The 15,180-nt window shown below is 71.1% G+C and carries 9 protein-coding genes; 4 read left to right on the top strand and 5 right to left on the bottom strand.

Annotated features, from left to right (window positions below):
- The first annotated feature begins 25 nt into the window (after positions 1 to 25).
- Positions 26 to 787: a hypothetical protein gene (locus ACGFX9_RS12100; protein WP_393468933.1), complete on the top strand. Its 762-nt coding sequence runs from the start codon at positions 26 to 28 to the stop codon at positions 785 to 787.
- An 84-nt stretch (positions 788 to 871) separates the two neighbouring features.
- On the opposite strand, the gene ACGFX9_RS12095 is transcribed toward ACGFX9_RS12100, so the two are convergent.
- Positions 872 to 1,639: a GntR family transcriptional regulator gene (locus tag ACGFX9_RS12095; RefSeq protein ID WP_393468930.1), complete on the bottom strand. Its 768-nt coding sequence runs from the start codon at positions 1,637 to 1,639 to the stop codon at positions 872 to 874.
- A gap of 135 nt (positions 1,640 to 1,774) precedes the next feature.
- Here ACGFX9_RS12095 and ACGFX9_RS12090 point away from each other — a divergent pair, with 135 nt between their 5' ends.
- Positions 1,775 to 2,626, top strand: coding sequence for a (2Fe-2S)-binding protein (locus tag ACGFX9_RS12090; RefSeq protein ID WP_393468927.1), 852 nt, complete (start codon positions 1,775 to 1,777; stop codon positions 2,624 to 2,626).
- A 231-nt stretch (positions 2,627 to 2,857) separates the two neighbouring features.
- Positions 2,858 to 3,922: a DUF2637 domain-containing protein gene (locus ACGFX9_RS12085; protein ID WP_393468924.1), complete on the top strand. Its 1,065-nt coding sequence runs from the start codon at positions 2,858 to 2,860 to the stop codon at positions 3,920 to 3,922.
- A gap of 52 nt (positions 3,923 to 3,974) precedes the next feature.
- Here ACGFX9_RS12085 and ACGFX9_RS12080 read toward each other — a convergent pair whose 3' ends face one another.
- Complete coding sequence (locus ACGFX9_RS12080; RefSeq protein WP_393468921.1) at positions 3,975 to 4,457, bottom strand: ATP-binding protein; 483 nt, start codon at positions 4,455 to 4,457, stop codon at positions 3,975 to 3,977.
- Between the two features lie 211 nt (positions 4,458 to 4,668).
- Between ACGFX9_RS12080 and ACGFX9_RS12075 the strand changes: the two genes are divergently transcribed.
- Positions 4,669 to 7,728 carry an alpha-mannosidase gene (locus ACGFX9_RS12075; RefSeq protein ID WP_393468918.1) on the top strand — a complete coding sequence of 1,020 codons (3,060 nt, stop codon included), beginning with the start codon at positions 4,669 to 4,671 and terminating at the stop codon, positions 7,726 to 7,728.
- Positions 7,729 to 7,735: 7 nt separating this feature from the next.
- Here the strand turns inward: ACGFX9_RS12075 and ACGFX9_RS12070 are convergent, their stop codons facing one another.
- From ACGFX9_RS12070 to ACGFX9_RS12060, 3 genes are all read right to left on the bottom strand, one after another.
- Entirely contained in the window at positions 7,736 to 9,478 is a 1,743-nt protein-coding gene (locus tag ACGFX9_RS12070; protein ID WP_393468915.1) for a pyruvate dehydrogenase, read from the bottom strand.
- 64 nt (positions 9,479 to 9,542) lie between these two features.
- On the bottom strand, positions 9,543 to 11,123 hold the full coding sequence (locus tag ACGFX9_RS12065) for a protein phosphatase 2C domain-containing protein (RefSeq protein ID WP_393468912.1): 1,581 nt from the start codon (positions 11,121 to 11,123) through the stop codon (positions 9,543 to 9,545).
- A gap of 130 nt (positions 11,124 to 11,253) precedes the next feature.
- On the bottom strand, positions 11,254 to 15,015 hold the full coding sequence (locus ACGFX9_RS12060) for a S8 family serine peptidase (protein WP_393468909.1): 3,762 nt from the start codon (positions 15,013 to 15,015) through the stop codon (positions 11,254 to 11,256).
- Positions 15,016 to 15,180: the final 165 nt, after the last annotated feature.

Raw genomic sequence — 15,180 nt, 5'->3', positions numbered from 1 at the left:
GGAGGGCAACGTGGCGCATACCGCCATGTCTGGTTCCGGAACGACTGCAGGGGACGATCCACTCCAGACCGCGGTATGGCGGCTGCGCTCGCGCGGCTGTTGGACCGACGCGGCCGCGCTGCTGGCCTCGCGCGAGGGGCCGGGAGCGGCACTCCAGAGAACCTCACTGCTAGTCGAGCGCTGCCTGTTCACGGGCGAGGGATGGGCCGAGGCGGAGGACGGGCTGCGTACGGCGGAGGCGCTGGCCGTGGAGGACGACGACCGGGGCGCGGCGGCGTGCGAGCGGGGGCAGTTGGCGTACGCGTCCACGGTGCTCGCTGTGCGGGACCGGGCCGACGAGGCGCGTACGGCGCTGGGGCGGGCCGCCGCCCTGCTCGCCCCGAACGCTTCGGGGCGCCCTCTCCTCGACTTCCGCCGGGGTCTCATCGCCGAGCACATCGCGGATTCGCCGCAGGCGGCGCGGGCCGCCTACCGGCGGGCGCATGCGGGGGCCACGGCGCACTCGGATCCTTTGCTACTCTCCTTCACCTGGCGCCACCTGGCCGGACTCGCCCTGCGGGAAGGGGAGTTGGCGGAGGCCCGGCACGGGTTCGCGGAGTCGCTGCGGATCCGGGAGGAGCTGGGGTATCTGGTGGGGACGGCTCCGGCGCTGGCCGCGTTGGCCGATGCGGAGCCTGAGCCTGAGGCGGGGCGGCTGCGGGCCGAGGCCGCGCGGCTCTTCCGCCTGATGGGCGGGGTGCCGGCCTGGCTTGCGCAGCATCTGTCGCCGCCGGCGCCGGCGGCGTGAGGGGATTCAGCCCGTCCGGCGTTTGAGGACGAACTCGGCGGAGCCGGTGATCTACGGCGCGCAGGGCTTCGGGCCAGCCATACGTCAGCCCCCCGCCCCCGCGAAATGCTCCCGCACCAGCGACTGGACCACCGGCAGGTCCCGCGCCGCCAGCGCCTCCAGGAGTGCCATGTGTTCCGCCGCGTCGGCCACCAGGTCGGCGCGGCGCCCGGCCACCGGGCCACTCACCAAGGGCCACTGCGACCGGCGGTGCAAATCGTCCGCCACCTGGACCAGCTGCTGGTTCCCCGAAAGGCCCAGTACCGCCCCGTGAAAGGCCCGGTCCGCCTCCGCGTACCGGGCCAGGTCACCGCCCGCCGCCGCCACCGCGCTCGCCTCCGCCAGGGGCCGCAGCTCGCACCAGCGCGCCGCGGGCACCGTACGGGCCAGGCGCAGCATCACCGGTACCTCGATCAGCGCCCGCACCTCCGCCAGCTCACCCAGCTCGCGCGAGCTGCGCTCGGTGACCCTGAAGCCGCGGTTCGGTACGACCTCCACCGCGCCCTCGGTCGCCAGCTGCTGCATCGCCTCGCGCACCGGAGTGGCCGAGACGCCGAACCGCTCGCCGAGCACGGGCGCGGAGTACACCTCGCCGGGCGCGAGGTCGCCGCCGACGAGCGCGTCCCGCAGGGCGTCCAGGATCTGGCCGCGGACCGAGTTGCGCCGCACCGTCCTGCGGGGCGCGGGCAGCGCCGTTTCCCCGTGCGTGTGCTCACCGCGGGCCGAGGCCGTGTCCCGGGCCGTGGAGGGCCGCACCTGCTGCGGTACACGGGCGGGGAGGCGGTACGCGTCATGCGCTCTGGCCTGCTCCACGAGGTCCACCCCAAAGTCCGCTCGGTCCGAAAGGTACGAGAGGCACCATAGGCGGACAGCCCCGCAGTTGAAACCTCGATCATTCTGGGTAAGGTTAGGCTTACCTGCAATCGATCGTGATTCGGTGGTCCCCGCATGTCCGTTCCCGCCCTGGCGAAGCGCGCGCCGAGCGCCCTCGCGGATGCCTACGCCCGCCTCACCGAGGTGTTCCCCGGACTGCGCGTGAGCCAACTCGGCGAGGACGAGCAGGCGCCCCAGGGCGGCGGCTGGGTCACCGCGGCCCGGCTCGCGGAGGGCGGGGCCGACCTCGACGCGTTCCTGGCGTGGGACGAGGCGCAGGTACTGAAGGACTACGGGAAGCAGGGCCGCCCCGACGTCATCGCCAGCTTCGCCCTGCACCGCTACGCCTGGCCCGCCACCCTCCTCATCACCCTGCCCTGGTTCCTGCACCGCCGCGTTCCCCGCTACCCCGTACAGAACGTCGCCTTCCAGCGCACCCTGGGCCGGATGGCCGTCCGCGACGCGGGCTTCGCGTGCCTGCCCGGCGATCCGGCGGCAGCGCTGCCCGGCGCCCGTGTCGTACCGGACGAGGAGGCGCTGCGCGCCGAGGTGCGCGCGTCCGTCGCCGAGCACCTCGGGCCACTCCTCGACGCCTTCGGTCCCCGGATGCGGCGCCGCTCGCGAGGCCTGTGGTCCGTCGCCACGGACGAGATCGTCGAGGGGCTCTGGTACATCGCCCATCTCCTCGGCGAGGAGCAGCGCGCCACGGCCGAACTTGAGCGGCTGCTTCCGGGTGCCACCAAGCCGTACGTCGGGACGGCGGGGTTCCGTGAGCTGACGGGGCCGGGCGGCGAGCCGCTGCCGACGCGTGATCGCGCGAGCTGCTGCATGTTCTACACGCTGCGCCCCGAGGACACCTGCGTGACCTGCCCGCGCACCTGCGACGCGGAGCGCGTCGCGCGGCTCAGCTCCGCCGCGGCGGCCTGACAAGTCCCGTACGGCGGGGCGAAACCCCGACCCCTCCCCCTTGAACCACCCTTTCGTGTTCGTTTAATCGAACTCAACTACCCCTCCGTACCCCTGAGTTCGAGCAAAACGGCGCGCGCCGCACCCCTTGCACCCCCCTTGGCGTTCTCTTGCCCAAAAACCCCTCTGGGGGCCACCGGGATTGGGCCACTATGGCGCCCGAACGCCCTACCGCGACGCAAGGGACCCCAGATGAGACTGACCGATATATCGCTGGACTGGCTGCTTCCGGGTGGCGTCCTGCTCCTGGGCATGCTGGTGGCGGTGGCGGTACTCGCACGCGGCAAGCGCGCCGGGCAGAAGGCTGCCGCCGGCACCCCCGGCGACGACTCGTGGGAACGCAGCGAGGAGCGCCGACGGCGCAAGGAAGCCGTCTACGGAACGGCCTCGTATGTACTGCTGTTCTGCTGTGCGGCGGTCGCCGCCGCACTCTCCTTCCACGGCCTGGTCGGCTTCGGCCGGCAGAACCTCAACCTCACCGGTGGCTGGGAGTACCTCGTCCCGTTCGGCCTCGACGGCGCGGCGATGTTCTGCTCCGTACTGGCCGTGCGCGAGGCCAGCCACGGTGACGCGGCGCTCGGCTCGCGGCTCCTGGTGTGGACGTTCGCGGGCGCGGCGGCCTGGTTCAACTGGGTGCACGCGCCCAGGGGGCTCGGCCACGCGGGCGCCCCGCAGTTCTTCTCCGGGATGTCGCTCTCGGCAGCGGTGCTCTTCGACCGCGCGCTGAAGCAGACACGCCGTGCGGCACTGCGTGAACAGGGGCTGGTGCCGAGGCCGTTGCCGCAGATCCGGATCGTCCGCTGGCTGCGCGCGCCCCGGGAGACCTTCGGCGCCTGGTCGCTGATGCTCCTGGAGAACGTACGCACCCTGGACGAAGCGGTCGAGGAGGTCCGCGAGGACCGGCGCGAGAAGGAGCACACCCGGATTCGCAGGCGGGACAGGGAGAAGCTGGAGCGTGCGCAGCTCAAGGCCATCAGCAGGGGCCATCGCGGCCTCCCGGGCCGTGGCGGGGGGCGCCAGGTGGATCTGCCCGCCGTCGCGCCGGCTGCAGGGTCCGCACAGGTCGGCGCGGACCCTGCGATAGCACCGCAGCCTCAGGAACAGCTGCCTCTGCGCTCCCGTCCCTCCCTCCAGGCCGTGAAGAACGGCACTGAGCCCGTCTCCGTCGACCTGACGGCCGAGGACGACACCCAGGCGCTGCCGCGGCTCGACTCCCTTGAGCGCAAACTCAAGGACCTTGAGCAGCAGTTCGGCTGACGCGGGGCTGACGGATGAAGGAAAGAAGGGAGCAGTAGCGCGGCGGTCCGGTTCACGCCGGGCCGCCTTCCAGCTCGAACCACACCGCCTTTCCCACCCCGTGCGCGCGCACGCCCCAGGCGTCGGAGAGCGACTGCACGAGCACAAGACCTCTGCCGTGCGTACCGTCGTCGGCGATCGGTACGCAGAGTTTCGGGTGGCGTCCCACGAAATCCCTTACCTCGACCCGCAGCCTGCCCGCCCCGATGGTCGCGGTCAGGATGGCGTCGCGGTCGGTGTGCACCAGTGCGTTGGTGACCAGTTCGCTGGTCAGCAGCTCCGCTATCTCGGCTCGTCCGGGCCTCCCCCAGGTCCGGAGCAAATCGCGCAGCGCTCCCCTTGCTTCGGGGACCGCTCTGAGATCGGATCGCCCCAATCTGCGCCGCAGTTGGCCCCTGTGGGACCCCAGCGGCACCGTGTCGGTCGGCTCGTCCCTTGCTTTCGGCGACGACGTCCCCCTATGCAGAGGGCCGCCCCCTCTTGCCTGCCTTGTCATGACCCCCGCCCAAAAAGCAGCTAGCCCGATCCTTCCTGCTCGAACACCTTCACGGAATGCATGCCCCACCCCGTTGGCGGCACTCATGTCCATTCATCAACTATTGGGGTGGGTGCGCGCGAGCCCTGCGGGGAAGTGAAGCGGTGGACCGATTCTGCTTGATCCCGATCACGTCCGATCGAGCGTCCGACCGAGCTTTCGAGGAGCCGCCGTGCACGACGACCGACTGCTGGTGGAGGGACGCCTGGAGCGCGCCCTGCGGCAGTTCATCCGCCCCGCCCAGTACGCGGACCGTGTGCCGCTCACCCTCTCCGTCTGGCACGCGCCGGGCGAACCCGTCCCCGTCGCCGAGGCGCTGAAGGCTTCGTACGAACCCTTCGAAGCAGGCACCGAGTGGGGAAAACCCTGGTCAACAAGTTGGTTCCGGCTGCGGGGTCAGGTGCCCGAGGAGTGGACCGGGCGCCATGTCGAGGTGGTCATCGACCCCGGCTTCACCGGTGACGGCCCCGGCTTCCAGGCCGAGGGTCTTGTGTACGACGCCACGGGCGTACCCCTCAAGGGTATTCACCCCCGCAACCGGCACATCCCCGTGGCAGCTGCCGCGCGGGGCGGCGAGCCGGTGCACCTTCTCCTGGAGGCCGCGGCCAACCCGCTTGTCCTGCACGACTTCGAACCGACGCCCCTGGGCGACGTTCTGACCGCGGGCGATCGCCCCATCTACCGATTCGCGTCTGCCGATGTCGCCGTATTGGACGAGGACGTATGGCAGTTGACCCTGGACATCGAGGTCCTCTCGGAGCTGATGTACGAACTGGACGCCGCCCGTCCGCGCCGCCACGAGATTCTGCGCGCCCTGGAGAGAGCACTCGACGCGCTCGATCTGCATGACGTTTCGGGCACGGCGGCAGCGGCCCGCGCCGAGCTTGCGGAGGTCCTCGCGAGCCCCGCCCATGCCAGTGCGCACCGGGTGTCGGCGACCGGGCACGCGCACATCGACTCGGCATGGCTGTGGCCCCTGCGCGAGACGGTGCGCAAGGCTTCGCGCACCTTTGCCAATGTGACGGCTCTCGCGCAGGACTATCCGGAGCTGGTCTTCGCCTGTTCGCAGGCCCAGCAGTACGCCTGGGTGAAGGAGCACCAGCCGCACATCTGGGAGCGCATCAAGAAGGCTGTGACGGACGGCAATTGGGCGCCCGTGGGCTCGATGTGGGTCGAGTCGGACGCCAACATGCCGGGCGGCGAGGCGCTCGCGCGCCAGATCACGCACGGGATGCGGTTCTTCCGCGAGGAGCTGGGGGTTCAGACGCAGGAGATCTGGCTGCCGGACTCCTTCGGCTACACGGCGGCGTTCCCGCAGCTGGCCAAGCTCGCGGGCGTCCGCTGGTTCCTCACGCAGAAGCTGAGCTGGAACCAGACCAACAAGATGCCGCACCACACGTTCTGGTGGGAGGGCATCGACGGCACCCGCGTGTTCACGCACTTCCCTCCGGTGGACACCTACAACTCCCAGATCCACGGCGCCGAACTCGCCCACGCCGAACGGAACTTCGCCGAGAAGGGGCGCGCGACCCGTTCTCTTGTGCCGTTCGGCTGGGGCGACGGGGGCGGCGGTCCGACCCGCGAGATGCTGGAGAAGGCGCGGCGGACGCGCTCCCTGGAGGGCTCACCGCGCGTCGAGATCGAGAAGCCGTCGGCGTTCTTCGCCGCCGCCGAGGAGGAGTACGGGGCCAAGGCGCCGGTCTGGTCGGGCGAGCTCTATCTGGAGCTGCACCGCGCGACGTACACAACCCAGGCAGCGACCAAGCGCGGTAATCGTCGCACCGAACACGCCTTGCGAGAAGCCGAGTTGTGGTGCACGGCCGCTTCGGTGCGTGACTCTTCGTACGTCTACCCCTACGCGGACCTCGACCGCCTCTGGAAGACGGTGCTCCTGCATCAGTTCCACGACATCCTGCCGGGCTCGTCGATCGCGTGGGTGCACCGGGAGGCTCGCGACACCTACGCGCGCGTGCTGGCCGAGCTCGATGAGATCACCGCGGAGGCGGTGCGTTCCCTGGGCGCGGGGGAGCCCGCCGCGCTCAACTCGTCGCCGTACGCGCGCAGTGAGGTCGTCACGGCCGACGACGGCACTCTGGTGCATGTCAGTGTCCCGGCCCTGGGAAGCAAGGGGCTCGCGGAGGCCGCCTCGTACACGCGGGAGACGGGGGCCACCGCTCTCCTGGCCGACGGCGAGATCCAGTTGCTGAACGAGCATCTGCGCGTCGCCATCGACGAGGACGGTCTTCTGACCTCCGTGCACGACATCGACGCGCAGCGCGAGGTCCTGTCCCCCGCCTCGCGGGGCAACCTCCTTCAGCTGCACCCGGACCACCCCACGCACTACGACGCCTGGGACCTGGACAAGCACTACCGCAACACGCACACGGATCTCACGGAGGCCGAGTCCGTCGAGCTGGTCGAGGACGGGCCGCTGCGGGTCGCCGTCCGCGTGGTGCGGGCCTTCGGGAACTCGCGCATCACGCAGGAGATCCGGCTCGCGGCGGGCAGCCGTCGCGTCGACGTCGTCACGGACGTCGACTGGCGGGAGTCGGAGAAGGTGCTCAAGGCCGCCTTCCCGCTGGACGTGCACGCCGAACGGTCCGCCGCCGAGATCCAGTTCGGGCATGTGCACCGCTCGACGCACGCCAACACGGGCTGGGACGCGGCCCGTTTCGAGATCTGCGCGCACCGGTGGCTGCGGGTCGCCGAGGAGGCGTACGGCGTGGCGGTGCTCAACGACTCGACGTACGGCCATGACGTGACGCGCGCGCCGCACGGCGACGGGCTCGGCACCACCGTGCGGCTCACGCTCCTGCGCGCCCCGCACAGCCCGGACCCGGAGACGGACCAGGGCACGCACCGCTTCACGTACGCGCTGCTGCCCGGCGCGACGATCGGCGACGCGGTCGCGGAGGGGCTCGCGCTCAATCTGCCGCTGCGGGTGGCGGACGCGCCCGTCCTGCCCTCGCTGGTGAGCGTCGACAATCCGGCGGTGACCGTGGAGTCCGTGAAGCTCGCGGACGACGGGAGCGGCGATGTCGTGGTGCGCCTTTACGAGTCGCGGGGCGGACGCGCGGCGGCCACGCTCACCACATCCTTCGCGGTGAGCGCGGCCGAGGTGACCGATCTCCTGGAGCGGCCGACCGAAGAGGCCCACACCGACAGCGCGGGGCTCGTGCTCGCGTTGCGCCCGTTCCAGATCGTGACGCTGCGGCTGCGGCCCGCGCGCTGACCTGGCGTCAGGGGCGGGGCACGTTCCGGAGGTTGGAGCGTGCCATCTGCACCATGCGGCCGACACCGCCGTCAAGGACGATCTTGCTGGCGGAGAGCGCGAAACCGGTCACCATGTCCGAGCTGATCTTGGGCGGGATGGAGAGGGCGTTCGGGTCCGTGACGATGTCGACGAGGGCGGGGCCCTTGTGCGCGAAGGCGTCCTTCAGGGCGCCCGCGAGCTGCTTGGGCTTCTCGACGCGTACGCCATAGGCGCCGGCGGCGCGGGCCACGGCGGCGAAGTCGGGATTGTGGTTGTGCGTACCGAAGGAGGGGAGCCCGGCGACCAGCATCTCCAACTCGACCATGCCCAGGGAGGAGTTGTTGAACAGGACGATCTTCACCGGCAGGTCGTGCTGGACGAGGGTGAGGAAGTCGCCCATCAGCATGGAGAATCCGCCGTCGCCCGACATGGAGATGACCTGGCGTCCGCGGTCGGTGAACTGGGCGCCGATCGCCTGCGGCAGGGCGTTGGCCATCGAGCCGTGGCTGAAGGATCCGATGATGCGGCGCTTGCCGTTCGGGGTGAGATAGCGGGCCGCCCAGACGTTGCACATGCCCGTGTCGACGGTGAACACCGCGTCATCGGCGGCGAGTTCGTCGACCACGGAGGCGACGTACTCGGGGTGGATCGGGATGTGCTTGTCGACCTTGCGGGTGTACGCCTTGATGACGCCTTCCAGGGCGTCCGCGTGCTTCTTGAGCATCTTGTCGAGGAACTTGCGGTTGGTCTTCGGCGTGACGCGCGGGGTGAGACAGCGCAGGGTCTCGCGTACGTCGCCCCAGACGGCGAGGTCCAGTTTGGAGCGGCGGCCGAGGCGTTCGGGGCGCACGTCGACCTGGGCGATCTTGACGTCGTCGGGCAGGAAGGCGTTGTAGGGGAAGTCGGTGCCGAGGAGGATCAGCAGGTCGCATTCGTGGGTGGCTTCGTAGGCGGCGCCATAGCCGAGGAGCCCGCTCATTCCCACGTCGTACGGGTTGTCGTACTGGATCCATTCCTTGCCGCGCAGGGCGTGGCCCACCGGGGACTTGATCTTCTCGGCGAACGCCATGACCTCGGCGTGCGCGCCGGCGGTGCCGCTGCCGCAGAAGAGGGTGATCTTGTCGGCCTCGTCGATCATCGCGGCGAGCTTGTCGATCTCCGTGTCGCCTGGGCGCACGGTGGGGCGCGAAGTGACGAGGGCGCTCTCGGGGGACTTGTCCGGGGCGGGCTCGTCGGCGATGTCACCGGGCAGGGTGACGACGCTGACGCCGGACTGGCCGATCGCGTGCTGGATGGCGGTCTGGAGCAGCCGTGGCATCTGCTTCGGGCTGGAGATCATCTCGCTGTAGTTGCTGCAGTCGCGGAAGAGCCGGTCGGGGTGGGTCTCCTGGAAGAACCCGAGGCCGATCTCGCTGGAGGGGATGTGCGAGGCGAGGGCGAGGACGGGGGCCATGGAGCGGTGGGCGTCGTAGAGGCCGTTGATCAGGTGCAGGTTTCCGGGGCCGCAGGAACCGGCGCAGGCGGCGAGGCTGCCGGTGATCTGGGCCTCGGCGCCCGCCGCGAAGGCGGCCGTCTCCTCGTGCCTGACCTGCACCCAGTCGATGCCCTTGGTGCGTCTGATCGCGTCGACGACCGGGTTGAGGCTGTCGCCCACGACTCCGTACATGCGGCGGACGCCGGCGCGGACGAGGATGTCGACGAACTGTTCGGCGACGTTCTGCTTGGCCATGGCTTCACGAACCCTTCGGTCCCCTTGGACTCATCTGGGTTCCATGAATTCACAGTGCGGGCGCTCACGCCTCCCAAACGGCGGCCGCTGTCCGGTCGTCGGCGTACCCCTTGACCCTGACCTGGATGTCCGCGAGGAAGGTCGCGAGGCCCGGCGGACCGCTCTTCGTCCACCGCTGCGTGAGGTGCGCGGCGAGCTCGGGCTCCCCGCGCAGGGGCTCGGCGAGGCCGCCGCTGCAGAGCATCAGGGCGTCACCCGGGCGGGCTACGGAGGCCCGGAAGCGGAAGGGTTCGCGGGGCGGGGGCTCGGGGGCGGGCTCGTAGGGGCTCGGGGGCGTGATGATCCCCATGTCCATGGTGAGCCGGTCGCCCTCGGGGGTCTCCGGCGGCACGGACCCGAACCCGACCACGGGCGGTCCTGCGTCGACGGCGGTGTCGCTGACCCGTGGCTCGATGTCCTGCCAGGCGCCGTCCCGCAGCCGGAAGAGTCCGCCGCCGCCGACGCCGAAGAAGACGCGGGTGCGGCATTCGGGGTCGGCGGGCAGCAGCAGGCAGCGCAGGGAGGCGGCGTACTCCTCGGGTTCGATGCCGAGGTCGGCCGCCTGGGCGCGGAGCTTGCCGAGGCTGCGGTCCGTGAGGCGGTGAAGGCCGCTCTTGAGGTCCCCGCGCCGGGCGGCCCTGATGTCCTCGGACAGCCGCTGATGGCTGCGCCCCACGGCCCGCCCGATCCACGCGCAGGCCTCGGCGGCGGCGCGGTGGGCCCCCGGGGTGGCCCGCGCGCCGGTGGCCATGGCCACCAGGACCAGGGCGCTGTCCCCGCTCCCGAACCGCGCGGTGAGCAGCGAGTCCCGCCGTGGCTCGCCCCGATACCGCGCGGAGTCCCCGCGCACGGAGACGGCCCGCAGCGTGGAGGTGCCGTAGCGGGCGCCGTCGAGCACGGTGTCGGCGACGAGATCGCCGAGGTCGTCGGGGTCGGCGGCGGGAAGCACGGTGGGTTCGGCGTCGTAGGTGGGGGGCCCGTCGCCTACGTAGGAAACACCGTCCGGGACGTCGGGGAGCCCGGCTTCCGGGGGTTGCTCCTGCGGTTGCACGCGGGGTGCGGCGGAGGCGTCGGGCAGCCGGGGCGCGGGAACGGCGGTGGTGCGGCTGGAGGGCCCCGCCTCCGATGCGCCACCGGAGGGCTTCACCCCTCCGGGGAAGGTCACGGGCCCGGGTGGGGTGGAGGGGGGTTCCCAGGGGGCCGGTGGGAGTGGCCCCCCGCCCCACGCCCCACTCGGGGTGCGGTCGCCCGGAGCGGCGGCCTCGGCCGGCGGCCGTTCCGGGCGGACGTAGGGCTCGCGTGGACCCTCTCGTTCGACTGGGCCCGAGGGCTCGCCAGGCCCCGGTGGTTCACCGGTCGAGGGCGGCTCTCGGTGGACGTACGGCTCGCGCGGGCCCGGCGGGGCGTCCCGCGGCGGCGGCTCAACGGCCTCGGACGGTACGTCCGGAGCTGAACCCGCCGCGCTCACCGCCGATGCGAACCTGTCGTCGAGGGTGTCGGCCACCTCGGCCGGACCCGTGTCATGTGCGGAGTCGTCGTACAGCTGACCCCACCAGTCGTCCTCCTGGCCGGAGGTCCCGTCGTGCCTCTCCCCCTGCTGGCTCATGCCCTTATTGTCCACCGCACGGGCCGTACGAAAACGGTGCATCCGGAAATTCCGGCCACCGGGAGGGTGATGGAGGGCCGCCGGGCGGGCCCACCCCCCACGGGAGGACCGCCCGGCGGTGTCTGTGTGTCTAGCGCACGTCGTAGGCGCGAGCCACTGTCTGAGTGACGGAACTTCCGTTCGTATCCGTCAGTTCGGTTTTGAGCCAGACCTGCTTCCCCGAGGCTCCCGCGTGGTTCACGGTCGCGGTCCACTTCCCGCCGGATGCGGAGGTGGCCGCCTTCGTCCAGGTCTCGCCCTCGTCGTACGAGTAGGACAGGGCCGCGGACTTGACCGCGCCGGGCTTGTAGCCGGCGTGACCCGTCACCGTGAGCCCGATGCGCTGACCGTCCTCGGCGGCGAGGGTCTTCATGCCGTCCTCCGGGAGCGCATAGCGCGGGAACAGCATCGGGATCCCTTGCGAGTACGCCTCCTCGTCGAGGTGCGAGCGGAACGCCCACGTGGTGCTCGTGCCCGTGGACCGCTTCCAGACCTTGGAGCCGATCTTGTGGGTGGTGAGGGTCAGTTCGTACGCGGAGTCCTCCGCCGGGACCGTGAACACCCCGGACGGCCAGCCCGACTCCCCCACCACCTCGCCGTTCCGCTTCAGCGCCACGCTGCCGATGTCACCGAACCCGCCCTGAATACCGGCGTGTTCACTGTCGGCCCAGAACCCGGGCGCCACTCCGATCAGGTTGCCCTGCCGCTCCCCGGCGAGAGAGAGGCCGCCCTCGGCGTCGCGCGGCGCGGCAGGGGTCAGCACACCCTCGTACCAGTTCTCATCGCGCCGCTCCCCCTTCTCGTACGTACGCACCGGGTCGATCATGAACTCCCCGAACGGGAAGCTGCTGGACACCTGGTGGCCCCAGCCGGTCGTGCCCGCCGAGTAGTACTCGGTGCGCTTGCCGGGGGCCGGGACCGATTCGATGTCGGCGAAGTAGATCTCCAGGCCCGAGGGGCGGACGGCGGACGGCAGGTCCACGTAGTCCGTGGCCGCGCCCATCGCGCGGTACGTCGCCTCGTTCGCGGCGAGGTCCTTGTCCCGTACCCGGTAGGTGCGGTCCTCGCGGATCTGACCGCTCTCGGGGAAGGCGAGGTTGTAGACGAAGGGGCTCTTCGCCACTCCCTTCCACTTCAACTCGACTGGTCCAGAGGAGAGTTCGGAGAGCAGTGTGGCCGCCTCCGTCGTCTCGATTCCCAGGACCGGCAGCGGCGATCCGGCGAGGCCGACCGACGGGTACCAGCGGCCGGGTGCCGCGCGGTGGGCGATGACCGCGATCGCTCCGGCTGCCTTCGCGTTGGTCGCGACGGCGCTCGCGCTGCCGCTGTCGGGGACCTTGACGAGGGCGATCTTGCCCTTGACGCCCGCGGCCTCCAGCTCGGCCGGTGTTCCGGACTTGGCGTCCACGAGGGCCGCCCTGCCGGTGCCGTCGAGGTTGGCCGAACCGGTGGAGGCGGTCACCGGATGCAGCGATTCGCCGCCCACCACGGAGAGTTCGGTGAGCTGGGGCGCTGCGGCGCGCCAGTAGCTGCCGGATTCGAAGGTGCCGTCCTTCGCCTTGCCCTCGACGGACTGGTAGAAGCCGCGGATGGAGCGCGGTCCCGCCGCGGTGCCCGCGTGCAGCCAGTGGTCGGTGCCCCATGTGCGGGCGAACCCGAGCGTGGCGCCGCGCACTTCGGACTCCTTGTCCGTCTTGACGGCCAGGCGGTGCGCCGTGCGGGCGTCGAGCGTGAGCGTCGTGTCCTTCTTCACCTCGACCTGGGGCCGGGCGATGTGCGTGAGCGAGTCGGTCAGTGTGCCGCCGTCCGCGTCCGGCGTCGCGATGTAACCGGTCAAGAAGTAGGCGCCGGGGCGGACTTGGAACGTCTGGTCGTTCGCGCCCTCGTTGAAGCGCCGCTCACCGCTGGCGTCGTCGGTGCCGATGACGTCGACGGACGACGGGCCGTCGGCGGGCTTGCCGCCCCGGTCGACGAGTTTGACGCGGAGGCTGACCGTCTTGGGCTGTACGTAGAGGGAGAAGGGCGTGGAGACCGCGATGCCGCCATCGGCCTTCGCCAGGACGCGGCCGGTGACATCGCCGTACTGGGACCGCGCGAGGTCCGCGTCGGGGTCCAGCTTCAGCGGGACCTTGACGCTCGCGCCCGCCGGAACCTTCACCGAGCGCTCGCCGAGCCGGGCGACCCCCGACCGTACGGCGGAACCGTCATTGCCGGTGACACCCTGGACGGTGAGCTTCAACTCCACTGTTCTGTCAGTGGTGTTGGTGTACGGCACGTCGACCGAGGTCCGGTCGGAGTTGTCCTGCGGCCAGCCGAAGCTGCCGCCCTGCACGGCGGGCGAGCCGAGCACCTTCTGGTCGACGGCCGCCTTCACATCGAGCCGCCCGCCGCCCGTCTCGGTCACGTCACCGGGGATGCGGCTGTCCGCGGACGACACGAGAGCCGACTTGATCTGCCGCGCGTTCCACTCCGGATGGCGCTGCTTGACCAGGGCGGCGGCGCCCGCGACGTGCGGGGTCGCCATCGACGTACCGCTCATGGACTGGTAGGCGTAGACGCCGCGGCCACCCGCCGCCGCCGCGGAGATGGCCACGCCGGGCGCGGCGATCTCCGGCTTGAGGGTGTGCGAGCCGTAGGCGGGGCCCCGGCTGGAGAAGGGGGCCGTCGAGTCGTCGCGGTCGACGGCGCCGACGGTGAGGACACTCGGCGCGCAGCCGGGCGAGGAGACGGAGTTGAGAGTCGGGCCCGTGTTGCCGGCCGCGAGGACGAAGAGGGTGTCCGTGGCCGAGCGCGCGAGCTCCTCCGTGGCCATGCTCATCGGGTCCGTGCAGTCGGTCCGCGCCGGGTTGCCGAGGCTCATGGAGACGACGTCGGCCTTCTCGTCGACGGCCCACTGCATGCCCGCGATGATCCAGGAAGTCGCCCCGGAGCCACTGTCGTCGAGGACCTTGCCGTGCAGCAGGTCGGCGCCGGGCGCGACGCCCTTCTTCTTGCCGCCGCTCGCCGCGCCGGTGCCGCCGACCGTGGAAGTGGTGTGGGTGCCGTGGCCCTGGCGGTCCTCGTTGTCCGGGGAGTCGGTGAAGTTCTTGGTCGCGGCGATCCGGCCCTTGAGGTCGGGGTGCTCCGCGTCGGCGCCGGTGTCGAGCACGGCGACCTTGGTGCCCTTGCCGTCGTAGCCCGCGGCCCAGGCCTCGGGGGCGTGCACCTGCTTCGTCGACCTGTCGAGGGTGGCCCGCACCTTGGCGTCGAGCCAGAGCTTCTTCATGCCCGAAGTGCTGTATCCGGAGCGGGACTTGGCGGAGGTGAAGTCCGCCCAGAAGCCCGTCGCCTTCTTCTTGTCGGCCTTCAGCGCGACGCCGTCGACGGGTTCGAGGACGAGGCCGCGCTCGGCGCCACGCAGCGTGGCGGGCACGGAGCGGGTGACGTCGACGGTCTTGTCGTAGACGGCGATGAGGGGGAGCTTCTTGGCGTGCGCGTCGTCGTAGCCCTGGCGGACGAGGCCGGTGACGTTGAACAGTTCCTCGTCGACCCTGCCGTCGGCTATCGCGTGGACGGCGCCCTCGGGGTAGACGTACAGGTCCTTGCCGGACTGCCTCGTCTGGACGAGGGGCACGGCGCCTTCGGCGTCGGGCAGGACGGTGGCGCCCGCGCGATTCTCGCCGTCGGACGTCACCAGGACGCGGTCGCCGGTGACGAGCGTGACGACGGAGCTTCCCTCGCCCCGTGGGGCGCTGCCCACCAGCGGACTCGTGCCGGCCGCCGCGCGTGGCTCGGCCACGGACGGCGCCGCCGCGGTGACGGCGAGGACTGCGGCACAGGCCGCCCCCATCGCCGTACGCGATATCGGTCGCATCGCTCTCCCCAAGGGTTGACAGGCATGCATGACCGCAGGACGAACCGGCCGAAAGGCCGTGTTCGCGGCGGTGGTTGGTGCTGCGGTGGCTTGACCTTGGCAGAGAGGCGGCCGGTACGGGGATGATGTCCTGGGGCGGGTTTACGCCGTGGCTCTTTTCCGCCA

The organism is Streptomyces sp. NPDC048436, from assembly GCF_043200355.1.
In the GTDB taxonomy this organism is placed as follows: domain Bacteria; phylum Actinomycetota; class Actinomycetes; order Streptomycetales; family Streptomycetaceae; genus Streptomyces.
This window is presented reverse-complemented; position numbering and strand designations above follow the sequence as displayed.